The sequence below is a fragment of the Pseudomonas trivialis genome (assembly GCF_001439805.1).
GTDB classification, from domain to species: Bacteria; Pseudomonadota; Gammaproteobacteria; order Pseudomonadales; family Pseudomonadaceae; genus Aquipseudomonas; species Aquipseudomonas trivialis.
In genome coordinates, this window is sequence record NZ_JYLK01000028.1 from 1 (window position 1) to 25,868 (window position 25,868).

Consider the following 25,868-nt stretch of genomic DNA (forward strand, 5'->3'; position numbering starts at 1 on the left):
TGCACCTGAACTTCGGTATCGACGTGATCAACCAGATCAAAATCGAAAACCCGCACCTGTGGGATGCCGAGATGAAGGAAGAAGCGACCCAGATGATTCTGCAGGGGACGCAGCTGGAGATTGAATACGCGCGGGATACCATGCCGCGTGGGGTGCTGGGGATGAATGCGGCGATGATGGAGGATTACCTCAAGTTCATCGCTAACCGCCGTCTGTCGCAGATTGGGCTTAAAGAAGAGTATCCAGGCACCACCAACCCGTTCCCGTGGATGAGTGAGATCATGGACTTGAAGAAAGAGAAAAACTTCTTCGAAACCCGCGTGATCGAGTACCAGACCGGCGGCGCGCTGAGCTGGGACTGAATCAACATGGCGCCGAAAAAATGTGGGAGGGGTATGCTCCCTCCCACATGAGCCTGTGTTCTTTAAACGTGTGTACACCCTTTTATGCCCAATCAAACCATCAAAACCCCCTGCGTAGGCCTGTGTTCCACCGTTTACGGTGACCTGGTGTGCCGGGGCTGCAAGCGCTATCACCACGAAGTCATCCAGTGGAATGGCTACAACGCCGATGAAAAACAGGCGGTGTGGCTGCGCCTTGAGCAACTGCTGGTGCAGGTGATGACCAGCAAGCTGGAAGTGTTCGACCCCCAGCGCCTGCGCCAGCAACTGGAAGACCGCAAGATTCGCTATGTGCCGCATCAGTCGCCGTATTGCTGGGCCTACCAGTTGATTGCCCGGGGCGCGCGGGTGATTTCCCGTTTGGACGCCTATGGCCTGGCGTTGTTGCCGGAGTTTCGCGAACGCAGCCTCAGCGAGCTGCGCGATGCGATTGACCGCGAGTTTTTCCTGCTGTCTGAAGCCCATTACGAGCGCTACATCGCGCCGGGGTTTCTGCAGGATGCGTTCGGGCCAGCGCTGATCGCCAGTGTCTGAACCGCCCCACTCTCCTCGTCATTGTGTTTAAAATGCGGCCCGTTCAAACACCGACGCCCACCGATGACCCCAGACGCACTCGCCACCCTGCATGCCCATTTGCTGACCGCCCTGGCCGACGCGCCCGCTGAAACCCGGCGCCTGTTCCACGGCCGTGGTCGCTGCTGGCCGGGTCTTGAGCAGTTGACGGTGGACTGGCTGCAAGGCGTGGTGCTGGTGGCGCTGTTCAAGCAGACCGAGCAGCTGGACGCCTTGAAACAGCAACTGTTGCAGATCGACTGGGCCACCTGCGGCGTGCGCGCCGTCGCCCTGCAACACCGCTACCTGCCGCAAAGCACCACCGAGTGGCTGGCAGGCGACCCCATCGACGCGTTGACCATCACCGAAGGCGGCCTGCGATACCTGATCGACCTGGGTAAGAAGCAGAACAGCGGCCTCTTTCTCGACATGCGCCACGGGCGCAACTGGGTGCGTGAACAGGCTCGGGATCAGCGCGTGCTTAATCTGTTTGCCTACACCTGCGGTTTTTCGGTGGCGGCCATCGAAGGCGGCGCGGCCCATGTGGTCAACCTGGACATGGCCCGTGGCGCTCTGAGCCGGGGCCGCGACAATCATCGCCTGAACGGTCACGACCTGGGCAAGGTCACCTTTCTGGGCCACGACCTGTTCAAATCCTGGGCCAAGGTCACTCACAACGGTCCGTACGACCTGGTGATCATCGACCCGCCGTCCTTCCAGAAAGGCAGCTTCCTGCTGACCAAGGATTACCAGCGCGTGCTGCGTCGCCTGCCGGATTTGCTCACGGCGCAGGGCACGGTGCTGGCCTGCATGAACGATCCAGCCTTTGGTGAAGACTTCCTGATCGACGGCGTCACCCGCGAAGCACCGGGCCTGCGCTTTGTGGAACGCCTGGAAAACCCGCCGGAATTCCCCGATATCGACCCACAGAGTGGTTTGAAGGCCCTGGTGTTTCGCCAAGGCTGATGCCGAAACGTCCTACGCTTGCTAACCTAAGCAGTAATACCGGGGGTGGTGAACCTTATCCCCTCATTCCCGGTCGATACCTGCATTCCCCCCGGTCAGACTCGACGGCGTCACGTTGTCGGCTGCCCTGTTACACCTTTTGGAGAAACGCCCGTGATCTCGACCCTGCATGTAGCCAGACTCAAAGCCTGGGGCGCCCATGGCTTTACCGCCACCGGCGTGGTTCTGGCCTTCCTGGCCACCCTGGCGCTCCTGGAAAACTCGCCCAAGGCCTGTCTGCTGTGGCTGGGTCTGGCGCTGGTGGTGGACGGCGTCGACGGCTCTCTGGCGCGCAAACTCAACGTCAGCACGGTATTGCCCAGCTTTGACGGCTCGGTGCTGGACCTGGTGATCGACTACCTGACCTACGTGTTCATTCCGGCACTGTTTATCTACCGCTATATCGACCTGCCGGAATTTACCCACCTGTTCACCGTGTCGGTGATCCTGGTGTCGTCGCTGTTCTGCTTCTGCAACGTCAACATGAAGAGCAAGGACAACTACTTCGTCGGCTTCCCGGCCGCCTGGAACGTGGTCGCGTTATGCGTCTACATCATCCAGCCGGACGCCTGGGTGACCTTGACCACCGTGATCGGCCTGGCCCTGCTGACCGTCACCCCGATGAAGTTCCTGCACCCGTTTCGCGTGAAGCGCTTCATGCCGATCAACATTGCGGTCACCACCATCTGGCTGCTGTGCAGCTTCCTGATGGTCGTGGACCACCCCAACACCAACCCGTGGACGTTCGGCCTGTGGTCGCTGATGTCGGCGTACTTCCTCGGGATCTGCGTGTGGCGCACGGGGCTTGAGTGGATCGAAGCGCGGCGCTGAGCTTTTTGCGCAACGAAGCACGCCCGTACAAGCCCTTGTGTCGGATTTAACGCAATAGTGATGCGGTTTTTTCACTCGCGCTTTAAAGCACAAGGGAGTTTCAGATGAGCACATTCGTTGCCAAAGACGGCACCCGGATCTACTTCAAGGACTGGGGCAGCGGCAAGCCCGTGCTGTTCAGCCACGGCTGGCCACTGGATGCCGACATGTGGGAATACCAGATGGAGTACCTGAGCAGCCGTGGCTACCGCACGATCGCCTTCGACCGTCGCGGCTTCGGGCGCTCCGACCAGCCCTGGACCGGCAACGACTACGACACCTTCGCCGACGACATCGCCCAACTGATCGAGCACCTGGACCTTGCGGACGTTACCCTGGTCGGCTTCTCCATGGGTGGCGGCGATGTGGCGCGCTACATCGCGCGCCATGGCAATGACCGGGTCGCGGGGCTGGTGCTGCTGGGTGCGGTGACGCCGATCTTCGGCCAGCAGCCGGACTACCCGCAAGGCGTGCCGGCTGAGGTGTTCGACGGCATCAAGGCCGGCCTGCTGAAGGACCGTGCGCAATTTATCAGTGACTTCAACACCGCGTTCTTCGGGATCAACAAGGGCCAACAGGTTTCCCAGGGCGTGCTGGCGCAAACCCTGCAGATCGCCCTGCTGGCGTCGCTCAAGTCCACCGTCGACTGCGTCACCGCGTTCTCGCAAACCGACTTCCGCGCGGACATGGCGGCCATTGATGTACCGACCCTGGTGATCCATGGCGACGGCGACCAGATCGTGCCGTTCGAGACCACCGGCAAGGTGGCCGCGCAGATGATCAAGGGCGCACAGCTCAAGGTCTACAAGGACGCCCCCCACGGGTTTGCCGCGACCCATACCCAAAAGCTCAATGAAGACCTGTTGGCGTTTCTGCAGCGCTGATCAACCGTTTGCACGCAGCGAACAGCCAATGTGGAAGCTCCCGCTTTCACATTGGCCTGCGGATCCCTGGCTGACGCGTGCGGCCCGTTACTGGACAATGGTTGGAATCAACCGCCGCAGGCTGCGGTCCCAGTACACACGCTCACTGCAACAGGTACTCCTCCATGACACTGCCGCACACCATGACCCTGATTGAAATCACCGAATTCGGCGGACCTGACGTGCTCAAGCCACGCCAGGAAGCCGTGCCGACTCCAGGCCCCGGTGACCTCCTGATCCGCGTGCACGCCGCCGGCGTCAACCGCCCCGACGCCCTGCAACGCGCCGGCAAGTACCCGATGAAACCTGGCATGAGCCCGATCCCGGGCCTGGAAGTGGCCGGTGAAGTGGTCGCGCTCGGTGACGGTGTCACCCACTACAGCGTGGGCGACCGAGTCTGCGCCCTGACCAACGGCGGCGGATACGCGCAGTTCTGCACGGTGCCGGCCGGCCAGGCGTTGCCGATCCCCGAGGGCATGGACTGGATTCAGGCCGCTGCCGTCCCGGAAACCTTCTTTACCGTCTGGGCCAACCTGTTCGGCCTGGGCAATGCCCACACGGGCGAGCGCGTGCTGATCCATGGCGGCACCAGCGGCATCGGCACCACCGCGCTGATGCTGTGCCGCGAGTTCGGCATCCAGGCCTTCGCCACCGCCGGCAGCGCCGACAAGTGCGCGGCCATCGCCAAACTGGGCGCCGAACCGATCAATTACCGCGAGCAGGACTTCGCCGACGTGATCGCCAAGAAAACCGATAATCAGGGCGTGGACGTGATTCTCGACATCATGGGTGCCTCCTACCTCAACAATAACCTCAAGGCCCTGGGCATGGACGGCCACCTGGTGATGCTGGGCTTCCTCGGCGGCGGCAAGGCCAACGACGTCGACCTGCTGACCATCCTCAGCAAGCGCGCAGTGATCACCGGCTCGCTGCTGCGGGCGCGCACCGCCGATGAAAAGGCCGCGATTGCCGACCAACTGCGCGAATACGTGTGGCCGGTGCTGGCGGCAGGACGCTGCCTGCCGATCATCGACCAGGTATTCGACTACACCCAGGCCGACCAGGCCCATGCCCGCATGGAAGGTGGCGACCACATCGGCAAGATCGTGCTGCGCGTGATTTAAAACCAGTAAGGGAATCCCGCTGCCCCTGTGGCAAGCGGGCTACCGTGGCGAGCGGGCTTGCCCCGCGTTGGGCTGCGCAGCAGCCCCAAAAAATCAGCCTCTGCGCAACATCGGGTTCGTACTTGATGGGGGGCGCTTCGCACCCCAACGCGGGGCAAGCCCGCTCGCCACAGGAGCCCGCTTGCCACAGGGGTGTGTGATTATCTGGAATGGATCACAGCACGGTGAATTGCACTACTCGGCGTACGCCGGATAATCCACATAGCCCAATTCAGAACCGCCATACATCCCTTCGGCACGCAATGGGTTCAACGGCCAGCCGTTGAACAGTCGTTGCGGCAGGTCCGGGTTGGCGATGAATGGACGGCCGAATGCAATCAGGTCCGCCAGCCCCGCTTCGACCAACCGCGCGCCACGCTCGGCAGTGTAGCGGCCAGCGTAGATGATGCGGCCGCTGAACGTGCTGCGCACGGCCTGGCGGAAGCTGTCGGGCAGGTCGGGGGCGTTGTCCCAGTCGGCTTCGGCGATGGACACGTAGGCAATACCCGACTGCTCCAGCACCTTGATCGCTTCGATATAGGTGTGATGCGGGTCTTCTTCCACCAGGCCAATGTAGACACGGTCCTGATCGGTGCCACTGAACAGCGGTGAAAACCGTACGCCCAGGCGCTCGGGACCGACCACCTGGCTCACCGCCTCGACCACTTCGCGCAGGAACCGCAGGCGATTGTCCAGCGAGCCACCGTACTGGTCGTCGCGCTGGTTGGAATGCGCCGAGATGAACTGGTTGACCAGGTAGCCATTGGCCGAGTGAATCTCCACCCCATCAAACCCCGCGTCCAGCGCATTGCGGGCGGCCTGGGCGTACTGTCCGACCAACTCGTCGATCTCGAGCAGGTTCAGCGCGCGCGGCACCGGTGGCTGCACCAGGTCGCCAGTACCCGGGCCGGTAGCGATAAACGCCTTGGCCTGCTGCGCCTGAATCGCCGAGGGCGCCACCGGAGCCGCGCCCTCGGGCTGCAAGGCATTGTGGGACACCCGGCCGACATGCCACAGCTGGGCAAAGATCACCCCGCCCTCGGCATGCACGGCGTGGGTGACCTTGCGCCATCCGTCGATTTGCGCGGGGCTGTAAATGCCCGGCGTCCAGGCATAACCCTGGCCACGCGGTTCGATCTGCGTGCCTTCGCTGACCATGAAACCGGCAGTGGCCCGCTGACGGTAATACTCGGCCATCAAGTCTGTCGCGATATCACCCGGCTGGGCGCTGCGCTGGCGGGTCAACGGCGGCAATACCACGCGGTTGTTCAGCAGGTGATGGCCCAGTTTTACCGGGGTGTTTAAAACAGTGGCAGTCATTGCGATATTCCAAATTCGGGACGAACGAAAACGTTGGCGACTCGTGCGAGTCGCCAGCGATAAAACGGTTAATTGAATTAAGCGGTGAGGTTGAGCAGGGCCTGGGCCACTTCGCTCGAACTGCCGGGGTTCTGCCCGGTGACCAGGAGGCCGTCGACAATCACGAAGGACTGCCAGTCAGCGCCCTTCTCATACTTGCCGCCCAGCTTCTTGAACTCGTCCTCGACCAGGAACGGCACCACGTCGGTCAATTGCACCGCCGCCTCTTCGGAGTTGGAGAACCCCGTCACGCGGCGGCCCTTGATCAACGGCTCGCCATTGACCGCCTTGACGTGACGCAGAGCACCCGGCGCATGGCAGACGAAGCCGATAGGCTTGCCGGCACGCTCGAACGCTTCGATCAGCGCAATCGAGGTGGGCGACTCGGCCAGGTCCCACAGCGGTCCGTGGCCGCCTGGGTAGAACACGGTGTCGAAATGGTCCGCGTTGAGCGTGTCCAGCTTCACGGTGTTGGCCAAGGCCTGTTGCGCGGCCGGGTCGGCGGCGAAACGGCGGGTCTGCTCGGTCTGGGCGTCCGGCTGGTCACTGACCGGGTCCAGTGGCGGCTGGCCGCCGGCCGGAGATGCCAGCACCACCTCGACGCCGGCGTCCTTGAACACGTAATACGGGGCTGCAAACTCTTCGAGCCAGAAACCGGTCTTGCGGCCGGTGTCGCCAAGCTGGTCGTGAGAGGTGAGTACCATTAATACTTTCATTTTCCAGTGCCTCGATCAGGGTGAATGTCAGGGTGTGCAGGGCTGCCCAACAACTGTTGGGTCAGCGACAGCGCCTCGGCAAACGGCGCGGCGCTACGGGTGATCTTGCTCATGACGCTGGTTCCCAGCCACAGCGCATACAGGCGCCGGGCAAGGCCTTCGGGGGATTGCTCGATAGCCAGCGAACCCTCTTCGACCCCGCCGCGTATGGCGTCGGCGAGTACCTCGATGGTGCGCGAGGTGCCACGTTGCAGGGCCAGGCGCATCGGCTCCGAAAGGTCTGACACCTCGGCACCCAGTTTGACAGCCAGGCATTTGCCGGAATCGGTGCAGCCGGTCTGGTTATCGGTCCAGGCCTGCCAGTAGCGCATCAACGTGTTGTGCCGGGACAGGTCGGGCTGGCTGAACAACTGCTGCATGCCCTGCACGTAGTTGTCGAAGTAGGTGTCGAGCAACACCACACCGAATGCGTCCTTGGAGTTGAAGTAGTGATAAAACGAGCCTTTGGGCACCGCAGCGGCCTGCAGTATTTCGTTCAGGCCCACCGCAGAAAATCCCCTGGCGCCGATCAGCGGTTGCGCGCTGTCGAGAATCACTTGCCGGGCACTTCTGGTGTCGTTGCTCATGCTTGCCTCCCGCCGATTAGACCAGTCGTCTAGTTCGTGAAGCCATGGTAGGCAGCGTGGCAGAACCCCACAATGTCAGATCCGCAAGGATTTCGGACATGCGCCGAAGTCGGTTGCCGTTTCCCCGGCGCCCGCCGACAATCCCCCTCCCGCGCCCCTTGGAGAATGACGATGCACAGCGTTGCGCTGATGGTTTACCCGAACTTCCAGTCCCTGAGCCTCAGCTTGGGCTCGGTGTTCGAGTGCGCGAACCTGCTGCGCGGCGAGCCGGCCTATGAATTTCACCTGGTGTCGGAAAGCGGCGGCGCGGTGATGACGTCCCAGGGCTTTTCGGTGAACACCTCGGCCCTGCGGCCCCAGGGTTATGACACGTTGATCGTCAGCGGCTACCTGGAATTTCGCCTGCCGGAAGCGAACCTGCTGGAGCTGGTCAAGACCGCGTCCGCGCAGTCACGCCGGGTGGCGTCGCTGTGCATGGGGATTTTCGTGCTGGCCGAAGCCGGGCTGCTGGAGGGCAAACGCACCACCACCCACTGGATTCACGCGCCAGCGTTTCGCAAGCGCTATCCGCACATCTGCCTGGAAGAAGACAAGCTGTTTGTGGTGGACGGCCAGGTGTGGACTGGCGCCGGCATGAGCGCCGGGGTCGACCTGGCCCTGGCCATGGTGGAGAACGACCTGGGCAGCGATCTTGCCCGGCGCATCGCGCGCAAACTGGTGATCGCCCAGCGCCGGGGCAGCGAGCAGTCGCAGTTGTCGGCCCTGCTGGAGCTGGACCCCAAGTCCGACCGCGTGCAACTGGCCCTGGCCTACGCCCGCGAGAACCTCACCCATGACCTGTCGGTGGACGCCCTGGCCGAGGTCGCCCGGCTCAGCCCGCGCCAGTTCAGCCGGGTGTTTCGCGAAGAGACCGGGCAGACACCGGCCAAGGCTATCGAATCGCTGCGGGTGGAAGCCGCGCGGGCGATGATGGAAACCAGCCGGCACCCGGTTGAGGTGGTGGCCCGCGAAACCGGATTCGGCGACCGCGAGCGCATGCGCCAGGCGTTTCTGCGGGCGTTCGGGCAACCGCCTCAAGCAATGCAGCAGGCCTTTAATGCAACGCCGCCCGCGTAATCAGGTAAGTCACCAGCTGCGGGTCATCGTCCAGCTCAAGGGTCTGCACCGGGCGCGGCAGGTTATCCAGCACACTGCGCCAGAACGCCTGTGACACTTCATCCTGATCATAAAAACGCACCAGCCAATTGGCCGCGCCGCTGCACAGCACCTGGGTGGCAATGGCGCTGCCAATGCCTCTGCGGCGATAGCGCTTGAGGATGAACAGGTCGGCCAACTCCAGGGCATCCATGCCCAGTTCGCTGCCCTCGATCAGCATGAAGCCGGCGATGCAGCCATCCACCAGCAGCAGGTTGGCGCTCCACTGCGGGTCTTGCCAGTAGCGGGACAGGTGTTCGTCATGGATATAGAAACGGCCGTCCGCTTCGACATCCTCCTGCTCCCAGTCCGAGGACTCGTAGGCGTAGTACTGGTACAGATTGCGGATCAACTCGGCCTCTTCGGGGCCGGTCTGGATCAATTCGACGGTGGTTTCAGGCATGGGGCTCTCAGTGAAATAACGCAGGGCGCCATTGTTCACAAAACGTCGCCTCAAGCCAATGCCGAGTGAATCCTTTCTATTGGCTGAACGGAATGCAGATAGCGAGGGCGCCGGCCATTATCCTGAAACATTTGGAATAAACTTCGTCGATTCCCGCGTTTCTCAAGGACATGCCTCGTGACCAACGTCTGTACCGCCGGCCTGGATGTCGGCTTTGCCTCCCTGGATTACCTGCAGATCTTCTTTTTGGGCGTGATTCAGGGCATCACCGAGCTGCTGCCGGTGTCGTCCACCGCCCACATGCGCGTGGTCCCCGCCCTGCTCGGCTGGCAGGATCCGGGCTCGGCGTTTTCGGCGGCCATGCAACTGGCGGCGCTGGCGGCCGTGGTCAGTTATTTCTGGCGCGATGTGCGCCAGGTCACCACCGGCAGCATCGACGCGGTGCGCCGGGGCGACTACAACGACCGCTGGTTCAAGCTGGCGGTGGCGATTGTGCTGGCCACCCTCCCCATCTGCATTGCCGGGCTGCTGCTGTCTTCAACCCTGAATGCCTGCAACTCGCCAATGCGCGGGCTGATGGTGATCGGTATTTCCTGCGTGGTGATGGCGGTGTTGATGGCGGTGGCCGAGCTGCGCGCCCGGCATACCCGTGACGTCAGCCAGATGCGCCTGCGTGATGCGCTGATCGTAGGCGTGGCGCAGATTGGCGCGTTGATTCCGGGGGTGTCGCGCTCGGGCTCCACGCTGACGGCGGCGCTGTTTCTCAACTTCAAGCGCGAGGAAGCGGCGCGTTTCTCCTTCCTGCTGGGCCTGCCGGCCATCGCCCTGGCCGGCTTGAAAGAACTGTGGGTGTTGTTGCACGCCGACCTGCCCGCGAACGCCTGGCCACACCTGCTGTTCGGGCTGGTGGTGGCGAGCATTTCGGCGTTTTTTGCGATCTGGGGGTTGATGAAGTTTCTGGAACGCTTTTCAACCTGGCCGTTTGTGATTTACCGCGCGTTGCTGGGGGTGTTTTTGATTGTGGCGGTCAGTATTGGCCTGTTGAGCTGAGACGTCTGCAGGAGCGGGCACGCTCGCTCCTACCAACCCTCCTTCAACATCCGCAGCTCCAGATGCTGCAACAGCATGATGGTCTTGCCATCGACAATCTCGCCACTTTGCACCATCGCCAGCGCCTGCTCGAAGCCCAGTTCCAGCACCTCGATGTCTTCGCCCTCCTCCTCCAGACCGCCGCCCGTGCCAACCTGATCGGCCGGCTGATATTCGCCAAGGAAAAAGTGAATGCGCTCGGTCACCGACCCCGGGCTCATGAACGCCGCGTAGATCTTTTCCACATGGCCGACGCGATAGCCGGTCTCTTCTTCGGCTTCCAGACGAATGCGCTCTTCGGGACTGGCGTTGTCCAGCAAACCGGCGGCGGCTTCGATCAGAAAACCCGGGTAATCGTTGACGAAGGTGGGCATGCGGAACTGCCGCACCAGCAGCACGCTGCGCTGCTCGCGGTTGTACAACAGGATGGTCGCGCCGTTGCCGCGGTCGTAGACCTCACGGGTCTGGGCCTGCCAGCTGCCGTCCTGGCGGCGCAGGTCGAAGGTGTATTTTTTCAGCAGATACCAATTGTCCGAGAGGGTTTCTTCGGCGGTGATCCGTACGGGGCTGTTGTCCATGATCGGGCCTCTGTGCATGGGAGGTGGAGCATGTCGCAGCTTTTTTGCCAGCGTCAAGTTGAAGCAGCTTGCAACGCAACCCGATGCTACGGCTGTCGCATTAATGCCTGCCACAACAGGCCATCTGGTAAAACCCGTGCTTCACCTCTCTTCAGGAATGTTCATGCCTTCACGTTTATTGTCTCGCCTGAGCCTGCGCTGGTTTCCCCTGCTGTGCATGGCTCTGCTGATCGTCGGCCTGCCGGTGGGATGCGCGGTGCTGCAACACAAGGAGCGCGAGTTGGTGTTCCGCATCGAACCGGGCACGGCCGGCTGGTACAGCGGCTTACCCAAAACCGTGCAGGAGTTCGAGCTCAAACCGGCCAGTTTCAAAGCGGGGCAGAACATCCATGGCTGGTGGTATCCGGCAGACCGCCAGGACGCACCGGCGATCCTCTACCTGCACGGCGTGCGCTGGAACCTGACCGGCCAGCTGTTTCGCATCGAGCAACTGCACGCCCTGGGTTACTCGGTGCTGGCCATCGACTACCGCGGCTTCGGCCAAAGCCAGGGCGACCTGCCCTCGGAAACCAGCGTCTACGAAGACGCGCGCATCGCCTGGGAGCGCTTCCAGGTGCTGCAACCGGACCCCGGCAAGCGGCTAATCTACGGCCATTCCCTGGGCGGCGCGGTGGCCATCGACCTGGCGACGCAACTGGGCAAACAAACCCCGTTGCCCGTGCGCGGTCTGGTGATCGAATCCACCTTTACCTCGCTGGCGGATGTCGCCACGGCCGTGGCCAACACCTCGCTGCCGGTGCGTTGGTTGCTGTCGCAGAAATTCGATTCGATCGACAAAATTGCCGACATTCAAATGCCCTTGCTGGTGGTGCATGGCCTGGATGACCGCTATGTGCCACCACGTTTCAGCGAGCAGCTGTTTGAAGCCGCGCGCGAGCCCAAGCGGCTGTTGCTGGTGCCCGGCGCCAGCCACAACAACAGCCTGAGCCTGGCCGGGCGCAATTATCGCCTGGCACTGGATGCCCTGATGCAAACCGCGATGCCAGCACCGGTGGTCACGCCGTCCACAGGACGCGGCGGCGACTCATGACCGCACTTTTCGGCACTGGCTTCGCGCTTGCGTGTCAAGCGCAAACCCTGCCCATGCTGGCCCGCGTCTGAAGTTGATCAAATAATGACCTTGGCTTAAATCGCCAAGCCTGCCGGGCCTTCGCAAAGTTATCCACAGAGATACCCACGGTTTCCGTGGACAACTCTTTTTATATTTTTACGGTTTTTTTTCCAACAGACAGAGCGCATCGGCCACGGCATGGCCGCTGGCAGTGTTGTCGAAGATGCACCAGGTGGGCACGCCGGCAGCGGTGGATTGGTGCAACGCTTGCGCATGGAACGCGACCCGCTCGGGGCCATAGGCACTGTGATAGATCTGCGGCGAGCCATGCAGGCGCCAATAGCGCACGCCCTGCCACACATCGACAGCATCGATGACCACCGGGTCAGCGGTCACCCAGCCGATCCGGTACGCCTGCAACAACGCCCCGGCCGCCACCCAGCTGCCATGTCGCGGCTCCAGTACCACATCGCCTGCAAAGCGCTGGCGCAGCGCCTCGAAAAAAGCGCCGGCCACTGTGGCCTCATGGTTCAGCGAGGGTGGGAGCTGCACCAGCAGGCAACCGAGTTTTTCGCCCAAGTGCAGGCATTGCGCGAGGAACTCATCAAGTGCCGTTTGACAGCGCTGCAAGCGCAACTCATGGGTGATTCGCCTGGGCACCTTCACCGAAAAGCGAAACGTCGGCGGTACCGATTGCGCCCAACGCTCATAGGTTTTTGGCAGGTGCGGTCGATAAAACGAGCTGTTTATCTCCACCGCATTGAAACGCGATGCGTAGCGCTGCAAGTGGCTGCCCTCTGCGGCAAACGCCGGCCAGTGTTCACGCGGCAAACTCCAGCCTGCGCAGCCTAGGAGCAGCGGTGCCATCTCAGTGACGCTTGGCGAGCTGTTCATTGATCGCGTCGGTCTGGCGCTCAAGGTCCTTGATCTCGGTAGGCGTCAGCACTTTGTCGACGGTTTCGGTCTTCGTGTTCGGGCGCTCCAGGGTTTGCCCTTTGGCCGGACCGGCCGTGCCTTTTTGCGCGTCTTCAGAGCTGATCGGTTCCGGAGTTTTATCGGCGGTGGTGTGATCGGTCATGGTGAGATCTCCTGACAATGGAAGGCCGCCCCTATCGGCGGGCACCTATGCAGCAGAGCCCATCGAAATTCGATGGTTCAAGAAAATTGCCAGGTTCGACCGCTGGGAAAACGGCTGTGAAAAAAATTTAAACCTTTTGCCCAGGTACCGGTTCAACACACAGGTAAGGGCATCACGCCACACTCAAGGAGATCCACCATGACTAATTTGCTGATGAAACAAATGGGCCTGACCTTTGTGCTGGTTGCAGGTTCGATATCCGCCGCGATGGCCGCCACATCCAACGACTTTGTCGACAATGCTGCCCAAGGCGGTATCACCGAAGTCGAGGCTGGCAAACTGGCTCTGGAAAAAAGCAGCTCGGCTGACGTGAAAGCCTTCGCCCAGCACATGGTCGACGACCACACCGAGGCTAATAAGGAACTGATGGCCCTGGCGAAAAAACTGGATATCGAAGTGCCAGATGACGCTGCCCTGACAGACAAGGCCAGGAAAGCCATCCTGGAAATGCGTGATGAATTGTTCGACAAGGCGTACGCCAACAACCAGGTAGACGCCCATGAAAAAACCGTCGAACTGTTCAAGAAGGAAGCCGCTTCCTCGGACAATGCCGAGCTGAAAGCCTTCGCCACCAAGACGCTGCCGACCCTTGAAAGCCATCTGAAAATGGCCAGGGAGCTGCAAGCCAAGCACGCCCATTAACCCATAACCCAACTCAAGGAGACACCTGATCATGAGTGCGCAACTCAACGGCAAGAAGATCCTTGTCATCACCTCCAACACCGGCATCGAGCGCGACGAACTGCTCAAGCCGCTGCAAGCCCTGCGCGGGTATGGCGCCACGGTCACCCACGCATCCAGCAACGGCGGCAGCACCCAGACGTTTGTCGGCGACACCGAAAAGGACCGGACCGTGGAGTCCGATGTGCAACTGTCGGACGTGAACAGCAGCGACTTCGATGCACTGGTTATCCCGGGCGGCACCGTCAATGCCGACACCCTGCGCCAGGACGCGGCCGCGCTGCGCCTGATCAACGACTTCGCCAAGGCCGGCAAGACCGTCGCGGCGATCTGTCATGGCCCATGGACGCTGATCGATGCCGGTGTGATCGAAGGCAAAACGCTGACTTCGTACAAGAGCGTGCGCATCGACCTGGAAAACGCCGGTGCCGCCGGCTGGGTCGACGCCGAGGTCAAGACGTGCAAGGCCAATGGCTGGACCTTGATCACTTCGCGTACGCCGGATGACCTGCCAGCGTTCAACGAAGCGATTGCCAAGGCACTTGCAGGCTGAACCGCCCGCAGCAACGAAAACAGGCGCCGTTCGGCGCCTGTTTTATTCAATTTCAGACCTTCAACTTTTGCGATGATCCGCCATCTCACGTTTGGGACCGAACATCGCCCACGCGATCAGTCCAAGCAGCGGCACGAAGATCAGGATGATCAGCCAAAGCCCCTTGGTCTCCCAGCCGCCCGTGCTGCGCAGCACCACGTTGATTGCCCACAACTCGGCCAACAGCACAATCACCGCCAATATGATCCAGATATATTCCAATTGCATGATTCACCTCCTCAGGTCTATGCATTAGGTCAAGCAGATCGCCCAAGGGTTCCATCGAATTCTTGCGAACGGCGGTGGCGCCTGCGTTCGTTGCGCGCTCACAAAGCGCTGCCCGTACAGGCGTTGTGCAATCCCTGCGTGATGCCACCCTGCAACTTGCACGATCAAGCCCCTTCAAGGTAAAAATAAGCCATTGATTTATATGATATTTATTTTTCGAACAAGATGGTACGACTGATGCAACCTTGCTACGGACGAGGCGCGCACTTCGACGCGCCCGAACGTTATCCGTGAGGTTCGACCATGAATGCCATTGACCTTCTCAAAGCCGACCACGAACGCGTCAAAGCCCTGCTGACTCAACTGAGCGAGTCCACCGAACGCGGCGTAAAAAAACGCACCGAGTTGCTGGCCAAGCTGGAGATGGAGATCAGCCTGCATACCAAGCTGGAAGAAGAAATTCTTTACCCGGCTTTTAGAAAAGCCGGCGGTAAGGAGCAGGACATCATGTACCACGAAGCCAAGGAAGAGCACCGCACCGTCGACGCCTTGGTGCTGCCCGACCTCAAGCAGACCGAACCCTCCACCACCGAGTTTTCCGGTCGCGTGAAAGTGGTCAAGGAACTGCTGGAGCATCACATCGAGGAAGAGGAAAGCGAGATGTTCCCCCAGGCTAAAAAACTGCTGGGCAAGGAAATCCTCGAAGAGCTGGGCGCCGAGATGGAAGCGATGAAGGCGGCGTACAAGAAAACCATGGGCACCAAACCGATGGCGGCCTGAGATACCTCTGTCGCTTGAACTCGGGGGGTTTCAAACTACGCTTGTTACAGGCGTCCCTGATCAGGAGACACCGTTGTTTCATGCTGGTTGATATACGATTCGGGCCCGGCGTAGGTCGGGCTCGGGTTTTTAGTCAATGGATCGAGGGGATTACGTCATGAAGACCATTAAGTCCCGCAACCTGTTACTGGTCATGGCCTTGTCGGCTGTATTCGCAACCCCGACATACGCCGCGTTTGGCGATAATGTCGGACCGGCGGCCACCCCGCTGAACGGCGGGTCTGCCCTGCCACCGGGCTCCGGGCATGGCAGTCGCTCCGACCAGGACAAGAAAAAACCCACCCGCGTAAAAACAAAGAAGCCTGCCGCCACGCAGACTATCAAGCCCGAGCCCTCCGACAGTTCGCAATCGTCCGACGACAAGAAACCTCGTCCGGCTGATTGATCGGGCAAAATGGTTCCAGATGTTGCCGCCCGACGCGCAGCCCAAGCCCGCGCAGGACAATCGTGCCCGCGTGATTTCCCCTCAACACGACACGCAGGCGCGGCCTCATGGCCGCGCCCGCACTCCCGGCAGCGACAGAAATTGCCCCGCGCACCGTGCACCTGTGGCAGAACGTCGCAGATTACGCCGGCTGGCCAGGGTTGATAGACTGGGCGTCCTCCACGCTTGTTCTTTCAATGCCTGCCGTTCGGAGCCTGATGTGTCCATTCGGCGCCAGGCGGGCGTGACACAGGATGCACCGTTGATGAGTACGTTATTCACCCGTCGCACCGTGCTGTCCGGCATGGGCCTGCTGGGCCTGGGCCTGCTCAGCGGCTGTGACAGCAGCCCCAGGCTGAACTTCAAGTACGGCAAGGACCTGAGCGACAAGATCATGGGCCGTACCTTCAAGCTCAAGAACACCGAGGGTGAGACCGTCACCCTCAGCTCCTACCGTGGTCTGATGCCGGTGGTATTCTTCGGCTTCACCCAATGCCCCGCCGTGTGCCCGACCACCCTGGCCCGCGCCGCCCAGGCCAAAAAGCTGATGGGCCGCGACGGCGAGATCATGCAGGTGATCTTCATCACCCTTGACCCTGAACGCGACACGCCGGAAATTCTCGACAGATACGTCAAGGCTTTCGACCCCAGCTTCGAAGCGCTGTATGGCACCCCGGAAGAAGTCGCCGTGGCGGCCAAGGAGTTCGGGATCTTCTATGAAAAGATCCCCGCCGGCGACACCTACACCCTCTCCCACACCGCCACCAGCTTTGTATTCGATACCCGTGGCAACCTGCGCCTTGGGCTGCAGGCGTCCCTTACCGCTAAAGAGTGCGCAGAAGACCTGCTCACCGTCATGGAGGTCTGCTAATGACTGCCGTTCAACACCTCAAACGCCTGACCGCCGGCCTGGCCCTGCTCGGTCTCGCCGCCCACGCCAGTGCCCAGGTCCAGGTGACCGATGCGTGGGTGCGCGCCACCGTGTCCGGCCAGCCGTCCAGCGGCGCCTTCATGACCCTCACGGCAGACAGCGACAGCAAGCTGGTAAGCGTGGCGACCCCAGTGGCCAAGGACGTGCAGATCCATGAAATGAGCATGAAGGATGACGTGATGCGCATGGGCCCGGTGGACTCGGTCGCGCTGCCGGCAGGCAAGGCGGTCAAGCTCGACCCCAACGGTTACCATGTGATGCTGATGGGTCTCACCGGACAGATCAAGGAAGGCGAGCAGGTGCCGCTGACCGTCACCGTGGAAACGGCCAACGGCGAGAAACAAGTGATCCAGGTGCAGGCGCCGGTGCGCGGGCTCGATGGCATGGAGCACATGGACCACGGCAAGATGCATTGATCGCTCGGTGGCTGACGATCCCCAACGTCCCCGCGCCCGCCCAACCATGGAGTCTCTGCCATGATGCTCAATCCCCCTGATGCCCCTGCGCAGGCGCCGCGCTTCTGGCGCGATGCGCGCCTGCCCTTCATCGAGGCGCGCACCATCGCAGACGGGCGCAAGGTGACGTACACCCGCCACGCCCACGAGCACTTTTCCATTGGCGCTATCATCAGCGGGCGCAGCTATTACCACCATGGCGCGCAGACCTTCGAGATCAGCGCCGGCACCGTTGTGTTGATGAACCCCGGTGACGTGCACGCCTGCAATCCCATCGACGACGCGCCGTGGTCCTACCACATGCTCTACCTCGATACGCCGTGGCTGACCGACCTGCAATATCAATTGGGTTTCAGCCCGGACCGGGGTTATCGCCCGTTCAGCACACCGCATTCACGCGACGCCCTGCTCTACAGCGGTTTGCTCGCACTTTACGGTTTGTTGGTGGATGAACAGGCCGAACTCCTGCAAAAACAGAGCGCGCTGGTGAGCTACTTCACCGACGTGCAGCAGCGCTTGAACCCTTCGCGGGCGCCGTTGCGCGAGGCCAATCACAAACTCGAACGCGCCGCCGATTACATTCGCGCGCACTGCACCGATACCGTGACGCTGGAAGACATTTGCCTCGCGGCCGAGCTGTCGCCTTCTTACCTGATCCGCGCGTTCAAACTGTATTACGGGTTGACGCCCCACGCGTTCCTGGTGAACCAACGCATCCAGTTTGCCCGCAGCCAATTGCGCAATGGCGAGTTGATCGCCGACGTGGCACTGGCGGCAGGTTTCGCCGATCAGGCGCATTTCCAGCGCGCGTTCAAACAGCATTTCGCAGCCACGCCAGGGCAGTATCGCGACGTGCTCACGTCATCAGCAAATAACCCACACTGGCCACCAGCAACGCGGCCATTGCGCGGTTGAACAAACGCACACCTCGCGGATTGGCCAGGTAGCGGCGCAAAAACGTGCCGGCGTACGCCCAGCACGCCACCGACAGGTAGCAGATCACCAGATAGATCGCCGCAAACAGCCAGACCTGCGCGGCATCGCCGTCCGCCACGAACAACCCCATGCCCGCGACGCAAGCCAGCCAGGCTTTCGGGTTGAGCCATTGCATCACCGCGCCATAGAGCATCGACGGCGCGCTGGCGCGGCCATCAGCGTCGAGCCGGCCGTCATCCGCCGCGAGTTTCCACGCCATGTAAAGCAGGAACGCCACGCCGCCCCACTGGATCACCTGAGTGAGCAGTGGCCAGCGCACCAGCACCTCATGCAGCCCCAGGCCAATCAGCATCAGCAGTACGGTAAACCCGGTGGCCGCCCCAAACACATGCTTCTGACTGGCGGCAAAACCGAAGCGCGCGCCGGAGCTGAGGGCGACCACGTTCACAGGGCCTGGCGTGATGGAAGTCGCCAGGGCGAAGGCGGCCATGGAAATGATCAGGCTCATTGCGATTCCTTTTTGTGAGCGAGGGAGGGTGTGCTCACGGTAGGGCGTGCAACGGCTGCTGTATTGAACAAAATGCCCCTGTAGAAGAATTGCACCCCGCACGCAAGCCAGGCCACCAGCCCGGAAAGCCGAATTATTCCCCCGTCATACGCTCCAGGCTATTACTCAAATGCAGCAACATGGCCGCACGCGCCGCATCCGGATCCTGACGGCGAATGGCCTTGAGGACTGCCTCATGCTCCAGATTGGCCAACCGCCCCAGCTGCACCAGATCCACGTCACCCCGCTCCTGGGCATTGATACGCGAGCGCGGAATCACCGAATGGCCCAAGTGCTGAATCACGTCGGTGAAATAGCTGTTGCCCGTGGCCTGGGCAATCAACTGATGAAAGCGCACATCGGGCTCGACGCTGCTGTCGTGGCTCCCCAGCGAATCCTGATAATCATCAAGCGCCTCGCGCATCTGCTGCAACTGTGCATCGGTACGGCGCAGCGCAGCCAGGGCGGCGGCCTGGGTTTCCAGGCCCATGCGCAGTTCAAGGATGCCGCGCACACTCACGGCCGTGTCGTGGGTCAGGTGCAGGCCCTGGCGCGAGTCGCGCGCCAGCACGAACGTACCGACGCCGTGCCGGGTTTCCACCAGGCCGGCCGCCTGCAATTTCGATAGCGCCTCGCGCACCACCGTGCGACTGACACCGTACTCGCCGACGATAGCGGACTCGGAGGGCAGCTTCTCGCCCGGCGCCATCTGCCCCAGCAGAATCCGCTGGGTCAGGTCGCTGACGATGTCATGGGCCAGGCCCTGGGGGCGCTTGCGTGGGAGGTCGGTGAGCATGGGCGAATCCATCGAAAAGACCGCCCAATACTAGCATCCTGTTTGAGCATCAACTTGTATGACAACAACACATTTCCCCCGAAAGGCACCCGTCTTTTGTGGGCGCTGGCTTGCCTGCGATGCAGACACCGCGGTGCATCAGTTACAGCAATGTGAAGCTATCGCAGGCAAGCCAGCTCCCACAGGGTCAATTACAGGTCTGGAGATAGGGGTTGCCACTTTAAAAATCTCAGTTGTATGATGTCTGGCAAGTCGTCAGACATGTCCGACGATCCTGAACCCGACCCGCACAACAATAATCAGTGGGAGTTCTACCTCGTGACCCCTTCCAGCCCTGCCACAGCTGCGCCTGCCCACGACCCCGTGCTGGCCCGCGCGATCAGGAAGGTGAAGAGCCATGTGCTCCCACTTTTCGTGATCATGTTCATCGTCAACTACATCGATCGCGTCAATATCGGCTTTGTGCGCACCCACATGGAACACGACCTGGGCATCGGGGCGGCCGCCTATGGCCTGGGTGCCGGCTTGTTCTTCATCGGCTACGCGCTGTTCGAAGTGCCCTCCAACCTGCTGCTGCAAAAGGTCGGTGCGCGTATCTGGCTGACCCGCATCATGTTCACCTGGGGCATCACCGCCACCTTGATGGCCTTCATCCAGAACGAAACCCACTTCTACATTCTGCGCTTTCTGTTGGGCGTGGCCGAGGCCGGGTTCTTTCCGGGGGTGATCTATTACTTCACCCGCTGGCTGCCCGGCGTGGAACGCGGCAAGGCGATTGCGATCTTTCTCAGCGGCTCGGCGCTGGCCTCGCTGATCTCCGGCCCGCTGTCCGGCGTGCTGCTGCAGATCACAGGCCTGGGCCTGCACGGCTGGCAATGGATGTACATCATCGAGGGCATGGCTTCAGTGCTGCTGTGCTTTTTCGTGTGGTTCTGGCTCGACTCCAAACCCCACGATGCCAAATGGCTCAGCCGTGAGGAACAGGACGCGCTGGTGGGCGAGATCGACCGCGAACAACGCGAGCGCGATGCCGTCAACACGGTCAAGCCAACCCTGGGCACCTTGCTCAAGGACCGTCAGATCATGCTGTTCTGCGCCTTGTATTTCTGCATCCAGTTGACCATCTATGCCGCCACCTTCTGGCTGCCAAGCATTATCAAAAAGATGGGCGACTTGAGTGACATCCAGGTGGGTTTCTTCAACTCGATTCCGTGGCTGATTTCGATCATCGCGATGTACACGTTCGCGGCGCTGGCCGGCAAGTACAAGCACCAGCAGGCCTGGGTGGCCACCGCGCTGTTGATTGCCGCCGCGGGGATGTTCTTTTCCACCACCGGCGGGCCGATCTTTGCCTTCATCGCCATCTGCTTTGCGGCCATCGGCTTCAAGTCGGCGTCGTCGCTGTTCTGGCCGATTCCCCAGGGCTATCTGGATGCGCGCATCGCGGCGGCAGTGATTGCGTTGATCAACTCCATCGGCAACCTCGGCGGGTTTGTCGCGCCGACCACCTTCGGCTTTCTGGAGCAGACCACCGGGTCGATCCAGGGCGGCCTGTACGGGCTGGCCGGGACGTCGATCCTCGCGGCCATCCTGGTGTTTTTCGCCAAGACCCGCCCCGGCGCCCACACCGCCAGCGTGCTGCACCCTGCCCCCGCCCTGAGCAAATAAGGAACGCTTCTTCATGAACACAGAACATCAGCACCACGCCAGCAACGCCCCGGTGGTCACCAGCCTGCAAGTGATTCCGGTGGCCGGCCACGACAGCATGCTGCTCAACCTCAGTGGCGCCCACGGGCCGTTCTTTACGCGCAATATCGTGATCCTGCAGGACAGCGCCGGGCATATCGGCGTGGGTGAAGTGCCGGGCGGCGAGCGTATCCGCGAGACCCTGGAAGACGCGCGCAGCCTGGTGATCGGCAAACCCATCGGCCAATACCAGAGCATCCTCAATGCCATGCGCCGCACCTTTGCCGCCCGCGACAGCGGCGGACGCGGCCTGCAGACGTTCGACCTGCGCATCACCATCCACGCCGTAACCGCCATGGAAGCGGCGCTGCTCGACCTGCTCGGCCAGTTCCTCGACGTGCCGGTGGCGGCCTTGCTCGGTGAAGGCCAGCAGCGCGACGCGGTGAAGATGCTCGGCTACCTGTTCTACATCGGCGACCGCAGCCGCACCGACCTTGCCTACCGCAGCGAAGCCGATGCCGACGACGACTGGTTCCGCCTGCGTCACGAGCAGGCCATGACCCCGGACGCCATCGTGCGTCTGGCCGAAGCCGCCAAGGCCAGATACGGCTTCAACGACTTCAAGCTCAAGGGCGGGGTCCTGAGCGGCGCAGAGGAAATCGAAGCAGTCACCGCACTGGCCGAACGCTTCCCCGACGCGCGTATTACCCTGGACCCGAATGGCGCCTGGTCACTCAAGGAAGCCATCGCCCTGTGCCGCGACCAGCATCACGTGCTGGCCTACGCCGAAGACCCGTGCGGCGCGGAAAACGGCTATTCAGGCCGCGAAGTCATGGCCGAATTCCGCCGCGCCACCGGCCTGCCGACCGCCACCAACATGATCGCCACCGACTGGCGCGAAATGGGCCATGCGATCCAGTTGCAATCGGTGGATATTCCGCTGGCCGACCCGCACTTCTGGACCCTGCAGGGCTCGGTGCGCGTGGCGCAGATGTGCCACGAGTGGGGCCTCACCTGGGGCTCGCACTCCAACAACCACTTCGATATTTCCCTGGCGATGTTCACCCAGGTGGCCGCGGCGGCGCCGGGCGACATTACCGCGATCGACACCCACTGGATCTGGCAGGATGGCCAGCGTCTGACCAAGGCGCCGCTGCAGATTGTCGACGGCCACATCAAGGTGCCGGCCAAGCCGGGCCTGGGGGTGGAGATCGACATGGACGCCGTGGCGCATGCCCACGAACTCTACCAAGGCATGGGCCTGGGCGCGCGCAATGACAGCGTCGCCATGCAGTTTCTGATTCCCGGCTGGAGCTTCGACAACAAGCGCCCGTGCCTGGTGCGCTGAACCCTCGTCATTAACGGCCTACGGGGCCTGGGTGACAACGTCCCCAAGCCCCGGCACCCGGCCGTTCTCGGACACGATCTCGACCTTGCGCAGCGGTTTGAGCAGACGCGCATCCAGCACTTGCGTACCGTTACAGGCCGCGTTTTCGCAACCATTGTAAAAAGCCCTTCTTCACCGGCACCACCGGCGCGTCCTCGGTCAGCACCTGCGCAGCATGCAGACGAAAATCCAGCAGCGCCTTCATCGCTTCGCCAATGTCGTGACGCGCATCCAGGCACGGTTTGAGGTATTCGTTTTCGATGCGGTACAGGGTGCAGAACGTCTTGGCGGTGAAGTCCGCCAGCGCCGCCTGATCGGACAGGATGCCCGCCTCGCCGATCACCTCCCCCGGCCCCATGCGTCCGGCTTCGAATGTGTGCCCGGCCTTGGTGAGCATCACCGACACAACGCCGGACTCGACGATAAACAAATGATCGCTGACCTCCCCTGCCGGCAAGATCATCTCGCCAGCGCGGTAGGTGTGCAGGGTCATGTTCTGGCTGAAGGTTTCTTTCTCTTCCTGGCGCAGCGTGGAGAAAATCGACGAGCGCTCCAGCAACGCGCGCGCGCCGGATATCTCGGCCGGTGCGCTGCTCTCGGTCGACGAAAACAGGCCCACCCCCGCCGCCTGCAAATGCCGGAACGCCAGGTCGTAAAGCTGGTTGCGCACTTCGCGCTTGAGGGTCATGGCCGGCACGAAACCACTGATTTCATACTCCACGCCGCCACTGGCGGACGCCTTGAACGCCACGCTCGGCGCGGGCTTGGCCAACAACGGTCGACAGCCCTGCATGGCACGCTCCAGCGCATCGATCACGGTTTGCGGACGTGCATGGGGGCTGACCTGCAGACTGACCGTCAGGCCGAACATGTCCGCCGGACGCGAAAAGTTGATGATCTTGGCCTTGGCCGCCAGCGAGTTGGGAATCACCGCCAGGCTGCCCTGAGAAGTCTGCAACCGTGTGGCGCGCCAGTCGATATCGGTGACACGGCCTTCGGTGCCATCGATGGAGATCCAGTCATCCAGTTGATAGGGTTTGGTGGTGTTAAGCACAATCCCGGAAAACACATCGCTCAAGGTGCTCTGGAGCGCCAGACCGACAATGATCGCCACCGCGCCGGAGGTGGCCAGCACGCCCTTGACCGGCAGGTCGAGCACATAGGCCATGGCGGCGATGATCGCGATCAGGAAAATCACCGCGCCCATCAAGTCCTGCAATAACCGCCCGGTGTGCCCGACCCGCTGCATCATCAACGCGCCGAGCAGCACCGTGAGCGTGCGCGCCGCGAACAGCCACCAGCCGATCTGCAAAGCGGTGGCGGCCATATGCAGCGCGGTGTCGTCAGCATAGGGCGCCACCAGCATCGGGTTCATGCCATCGTTGAACAGCACCGCGCTGAACACCGCAAAAATCACCAGCCGCGCCGCCAGCTTCCAGTTGGCCAGGTTGGCGGAAATCAGCCGCCACACGGCGATGTCGATCAGGATCAAGACCAGTGCGCACAGCATCGGGTGATCGGCAATAAATGAGGGCATCCAGGCGACTCCAGTGGCAATGACGGGAAGATCGCATGAAATGAAGATGGCGGGTATAGCGCAACAAAAAATGTAGAACGCTGCGCCAAAACTGTGGCAAGCCCGCTCGCCACAGGGATGGGGTGGCCTTCTATGTGGCTGGGCCACCTCCCACAGAGTCAGGCATGCATCTGGCCGAATTTGCCGGCCTGGAAATCGGCAAACGCCTGATGAATCTCCTGCTCGGTGTTCATCACGAACGGTCCGTGCCCGACGATAGGCTCGTCAATCGGCTCGCCGCTGAGCAGCAGCACCATGGCGTCATCGTCCGACGCCAGTGAAAGCTGCTGGCCGTCACGCTCGAACAGCGCCAGTTGCCCTTGGCGCGCCACCTCTTCGCCATTGATCTGCACTGTCCCGCGCAGGATCACCAGCGCGGTATTGCGCCCGGCATGCAGGGCCAGGGTGACGGCCTTGCCGGCATTCAGGCGCAGGTCCCACACGTCGATGGGCGTGAACGTGCGCGCCGGGCCTTGGGTGCCGGCGAACTCTCCGGCGATCAGGCGCAGCTTGCCGGCGTCGTTGGCCAGTGGCAGCACGGGAATGTCACCGTCGACGATGGTCTGGTAACCGGCGTCGGCCATTTTGTCCTTGGCCGGCAGGTTGACCCACAGTTGCACCATCTCCAGCGCCCCGCCGCTGCGGGCGAAGGCATCGGAGTGGAATTCCTCATGCAGAATGCCCTTGGCCGCCGTCATCCACTGCACGTCGCCGGGGCCGATTTTGCCACCGGCGCCGGTGGAATCGCGGTGTTCGACTTCGCCGTCGTACACGATGGTCACGGTTTCAAAACCGCGATGAGGGTGCTGGCCGACGCCGCGCCGCTGTTCGGTCGGCGTGAAATCGGCCGGGCCGGCATGGTCCAGCAGCAGGAACGGGCTGATGTGCTTGCCCAGGTTGTCGTAGGAAAACAGCGTGCGCACCGGGAAGCCGTCGCCGACCCAATGGGCACGAGGGCTGGTGTAAAGACCGATAAGCTTTTTCATGATGTACCTCCAAAGTGCATACACCTTAAAACCGATAGCAATTGTGCGCTAGACGGTAAAAACAGCGTTGATCGTTCCATATATGGAACGATACATCAGTGCGCGCTGTTGCGGAGCATCGTATGGGAGACGAGCTCTACTGAAACATCCCACAGCTCCGCCGGATAACCTCTACTCCCCTCCTACCCCGACCTCGGCAAAGTCCTTCGCCTGATCACACAGTGCGAGGGATTGCAGATGGAGTTGCTGGCTAAAGCCCCCGGTTGCGGGGCTGTTTCATGATTCCGGTCATTGCCAAGCTGGTGCTGACGCCAATGGATGCCAAGGCACCGGACGTCGAAAGCGTTTTTCGTGACTTTCGCGATTGCCTGAACACCTTCGACGCCTGGGCCGAGAGTTTCTGGAGCGGCTCGGCGCTGGCGCTTGAACAGATCTTCAAGGTCGGCGACGACGTCACGCTGAGTGCGCCGGCGTCTTCGCGCACGCCAAGCGCTGTTGTCGCGACCTGCCCCGCCCAGGGTTCGCTGACGCTGGTGCATCTGTTCGAAAGCACTCGCCTTGTGCCCATCGGCGATACGCCGGTGATGGTGCAGGCCATCGCAGCGGATGGCAGTCCGATCGGCGCCCCGCTCCATCGCACGATAGATGCCAGCGGCAGGCTTGAAATCCCGGAAT

31 protein-coding genes are annotated in these 25,868 nt (G+C 61.8%); 19 read left to right on the plus strand and 12 right to left on the minus strand.

The features are described 5' to 3' along the window. The 6 genes from TU79_RS24530 to TU79_RS24555 all read left to right on the plus strand — a co-directional run. Positions 1–362 (plus strand): ribonucleotide-diphosphate reductase subunit beta (locus TU79_RS24530; RefSeq protein ID WP_178087838.1); only part of this gene is annotated, 362 nt, incomplete at its 5' end. An 84-nt stretch (positions 363–446) separates the two neighbouring features. Next, complete coding sequence (locus TU79_RS24535) at positions 447–935, plus strand: DUF1289 domain-containing protein (protein WP_057010377.1); 489 nt, start codon at positions 447–449, stop codon at positions 933–935. A gap of 63 nt (positions 936–998) precedes the next feature. Beyond that, complete coding sequence (locus TU79_RS24540; protein ID WP_057010378.1) at positions 999–1,919, plus strand: class I SAM-dependent methyltransferase; 921 nt, start codon at positions 999–1,001, stop codon at positions 1,917–1,919. A 153-nt stretch (positions 1,920–2,072) separates the two neighbouring features. Beyond that, positions 2,073–2,789: a phosphatidylcholine synthase gene (gene pcsA, locus TU79_RS24545; protein ID WP_057010379.1), complete on the plus strand. Its 717-nt coding sequence runs from the start codon at positions 2,073–2,075 to the stop codon at positions 2,787–2,789. Between the two features lie 104 nt (positions 2,790–2,893). Further along, a complete protein-coding gene (locus TU79_RS24550) occupies positions 2,894–3,712 on the plus strand; it encodes an alpha/beta fold hydrolase (RefSeq protein WP_057010380.1) in 819 nt (272 codons plus the stop codon). A 164-nt stretch (positions 3,713–3,876) separates the two neighbouring features. Next, the gene (locus TU79_RS24555) at positions 3,877–4,875 is read left to right on the plus strand and encodes an NAD(P)H-quinone oxidoreductase (RefSeq protein WP_057010381.1); all 999 of its coding nucleotides are present in this window, start codon (positions 3,877–3,879) and stop codon (positions 4,873–4,875) included. Between the two features lie 234 nt (positions 4,876–5,109). Here the strand turns inward: TU79_RS24555 and TU79_RS24560 are convergent, their stop codons facing one another. The 3 genes from TU79_RS24560 to TU79_RS24570 form a co-directional block, all read right to left on the minus strand. Next, entirely contained in the window at positions 5,110–6,234 is a 1,125-nt protein-coding gene (locus TU79_RS24560) for an alkene reductase (RefSeq protein WP_057010382.1), read from the minus strand. 77 nt (positions 6,235–6,311) lie between these two features. After that, a complete protein-coding gene (locus TU79_RS24565; RefSeq protein WP_003239372.1) occupies positions 6,312–6,989 on the minus strand; it encodes a type 1 glutamine amidotransferase domain-containing protein in 678 nt (225 codons plus the stop codon). Further along, positions 6,986–7,615, minus strand: a complete 630-nt coding sequence (locus TU79_RS24570) for a TetR/AcrR family transcriptional regulator (RefSeq protein ID WP_057010383.1) — start codon at positions 7,613–7,615, stop codon at positions 6,986–6,988. Before TU79_RS24570 ends, TU79_RS24565 begins: the two co-directional genes overlap by 4 nt. 171 nt (positions 7,616–7,786) lie before the next feature. Here TU79_RS24570 and TU79_RS24575 point away from each other — a divergent pair, with 171 nt between their 5' ends. Continuing rightward, positions 7,787–8,731, plus strand: a complete 945-nt coding sequence (locus tag TU79_RS24575) for a GlxA family transcriptional regulator (protein WP_057010384.1) — start codon at positions 7,787–7,789, stop codon at positions 8,729–8,731. Here the strand turns inward: TU79_RS24575 and TU79_RS24580 are convergent. Further along, positions 8,709–9,212: a GNAT family N-acetyltransferase gene (locus TU79_RS24580; protein WP_057010403.1), complete on the minus strand. Its 504-nt coding sequence runs from the start codon at positions 9,210–9,212 to the stop codon at positions 8,709–8,711. The genes TU79_RS24575 and TU79_RS24580 overlap by 23 nt on opposite strands. Before the next feature lie 177 nt (positions 9,213–9,389). On the opposite strand from TU79_RS24580, the gene TU79_RS24585 reads away from it, so the two are divergent. Further along, positions 9,390–10,262, plus strand: coding sequence for an undecaprenyl-diphosphate phosphatase (locus TU79_RS24585; RefSeq protein WP_057010385.1), 873 nt, complete (start codon positions 9,390–9,392; stop codon positions 10,260–10,262). Positions 10,263–10,291: 29 nt separating this feature from the next. Here the strand turns inward: TU79_RS24585 and TU79_RS24590 are convergent, their stop codons facing one another. Then, positions 10,292–10,879 (minus strand): NUDIX domain-containing protein, encoded by a 588-nt coding sequence (locus tag TU79_RS24590; protein ID WP_057010386.1) that lies wholly within the window; start codon positions 10,877–10,879, stop codon positions 10,292–10,294. A gap of 163 nt (positions 10,880–11,042) precedes the next feature. On the opposite strand from TU79_RS24590, the gene TU79_RS24595 reads away from it, so the two are divergent. Further along, complete coding sequence (locus TU79_RS24595) at positions 11,043–11,969, plus strand: alpha/beta hydrolase (RefSeq protein ID WP_057010387.1); 927 nt, start codon at positions 11,043–11,045, stop codon at positions 11,967–11,969. Between the two features lie 177 nt (positions 11,970–12,146). Here the strand turns inward: TU79_RS24595 and TU79_RS24600 are convergent, their stop codons facing one another. Continuing rightward, on the minus strand, positions 12,147–12,857 hold the full coding sequence (locus TU79_RS24600; protein WP_057010388.1) for a DUF72 domain-containing protein: 711 nt from the start codon (positions 12,855–12,857) through the stop codon (positions 12,147–12,149). 1 nt (position 12,858) lies between these two features. Continuing rightward, positions 12,859–13,068, minus strand: coding sequence for a hypothetical protein (locus tag TU79_RS24605; RefSeq protein WP_057010389.1), 210 nt, complete (start codon positions 13,066–13,068; stop codon positions 12,859–12,861). A 198-nt stretch (positions 13,069–13,266) separates the two neighbouring features. Here TU79_RS24605 and TU79_RS24610 point away from each other — a divergent pair, with 198 nt between their 5' ends. Both TU79_RS24610 and TU79_RS24615 read left to right on the plus strand, forming a co-directional pair. After that, positions 13,267–13,770 (plus strand): DUF4142 domain-containing protein, encoded by a 504-nt coding sequence (locus tag TU79_RS24610; RefSeq protein WP_057010390.1) that lies wholly within the window; start codon positions 13,267–13,269, stop codon positions 13,768–13,770. A 31-nt stretch (positions 13,771–13,801) separates the two neighbouring features. Further along, complete coding sequence (locus TU79_RS24615; RefSeq protein ID WP_057010391.1) at positions 13,802–14,362, plus strand: type 1 glutamine amidotransferase domain-containing protein; 561 nt, start codon at positions 13,802–13,804, stop codon at positions 14,360–14,362. Between the two features lie 60 nt (positions 14,363–14,422). Here the strand turns inward: TU79_RS24615 and TU79_RS24620 are convergent, their stop codons facing one another. Beyond that, positions 14,423–14,629 (minus strand): PLDc N-terminal domain-containing protein, encoded by a 207-nt coding sequence (locus TU79_RS24620; RefSeq protein WP_057010392.1) that lies wholly within the window; start codon positions 14,627–14,629, stop codon positions 14,423–14,425. A gap of 303 nt (positions 14,630–14,932) precedes the next feature. Between TU79_RS24620 and TU79_RS24625 the strand changes: the two genes are divergently transcribed. The 5 genes from TU79_RS24625 (at position 14,933) to TU79_RS24645 (ending at position 18,194) form a co-directional block, all read left to right on the plus strand. Next, on the plus strand, positions 14,933–15,409 hold the full coding sequence (locus tag TU79_RS24625; protein ID WP_057010393.1) for a PA2171 family ribosome-binding persister protein: 477 nt from the start codon (positions 14,933–14,935) through the stop codon (positions 15,407–15,409). A gap of 157 nt (positions 15,410–15,566) precedes the next feature. Further along, positions 15,567–15,854: a hypothetical protein gene (locus tag TU79_RS24630; protein ID WP_057010394.1), complete on the plus strand. Its 288-nt coding sequence runs from the start codon at positions 15,567–15,569 to the stop codon at positions 15,852–15,854. 304 nt (positions 15,855–16,158) lie between these two features. Then, positions 16,159–16,764, plus strand: coding sequence for an SCO family protein (locus tag TU79_RS24635; protein ID WP_057010395.1), 606 nt, complete (start codon positions 16,159–16,161; stop codon positions 16,762–16,764). Then, entirely contained in the window at positions 16,764–17,240 is a 477-nt protein-coding gene (locus tag TU79_RS24640; protein ID WP_057010396.1) for a copper chaperone PCu(A)C, read from the plus strand. The genes TU79_RS24635 and TU79_RS24640 overlap by 1 nt, the downstream gene beginning before the upstream one ends. Positions 17,241–17,300: 60 nt before the next feature. Beyond that, complete coding sequence (locus TU79_RS24645) at positions 17,301–18,194, plus strand: AraC family transcriptional regulator (protein WP_057010397.1); 894 nt, start codon at positions 17,301–17,303, stop codon at positions 18,192–18,194. On the opposite strand, the gene TU79_RS24650 is transcribed toward TU79_RS24645, so the two are convergent. Further along, positions 18,136–18,723: a LysE family translocator gene (locus TU79_RS24650; RefSeq protein ID WP_057010398.1), complete on the minus strand. Its 588-nt coding sequence runs from the start codon at positions 18,721–18,723 to the stop codon at positions 18,136–18,138. The genes TU79_RS24645 and TU79_RS24650 overlap by 59 nt on opposite strands. A gap of 133 nt (positions 18,724–18,856) precedes the next feature. After that, on the minus strand, positions 18,857–19,558 hold the full coding sequence (locus TU79_RS24655; RefSeq protein ID WP_057010399.1) for a FadR/GntR family transcriptional regulator: 702 nt from the start codon (positions 19,556–19,558) through the stop codon (positions 18,857–18,859). Positions 19,559–19,819: 261 nt separating this feature from the next. Between TU79_RS24655 and TU79_RS24660 the strand changes: the two genes are divergently transcribed. Beyond that, positions 19,820–21,226: an MFS transporter gene (locus TU79_RS24660; RefSeq protein WP_231986806.1), complete on the plus strand. Its 1,407-nt coding sequence runs from the start codon at positions 19,820–19,822 to the stop codon at positions 21,224–21,226. A 13-nt stretch (positions 21,227–21,239) separates the two neighbouring features. Further along, a complete protein-coding gene (gene gudD / locus TU79_RS24665) occupies positions 21,240–22,592 on the plus strand; it encodes a glucarate dehydratase (protein WP_057010400.1) in 1,353 nt (450 codons plus the stop codon). A 130-nt stretch (positions 22,593–22,722) separates the two neighbouring features. Here the strand turns inward: gudD and TU79_RS24670 are convergent, their stop codons facing one another. After that, positions 22,723–24,168: a mechanosensitive ion channel domain-containing protein gene (locus TU79_RS24670; protein ID WP_057010401.1), complete on the minus strand. Its 1,446-nt coding sequence runs from the start codon at positions 24,166–24,168 to the stop codon at positions 22,723–22,725. Between the two features lie 158 nt (positions 24,169–24,326). Further along, entirely contained in the window at positions 24,327–25,193 is an 867-nt protein-coding gene (locus TU79_RS24675; RefSeq protein ID WP_057010402.1) for a pirin family protein, read from the minus strand. A gap of 278 nt (positions 25,194–25,471) precedes the next feature. Here TU79_RS24675 and TU79_RS24680 point away from each other — a divergent pair. After that, positions 25,472–25,868 (plus strand): hypothetical protein (locus tag TU79_RS24680; RefSeq protein ID WP_156418202.1); only part of this gene is annotated, 397 nt, incomplete at its 3' end.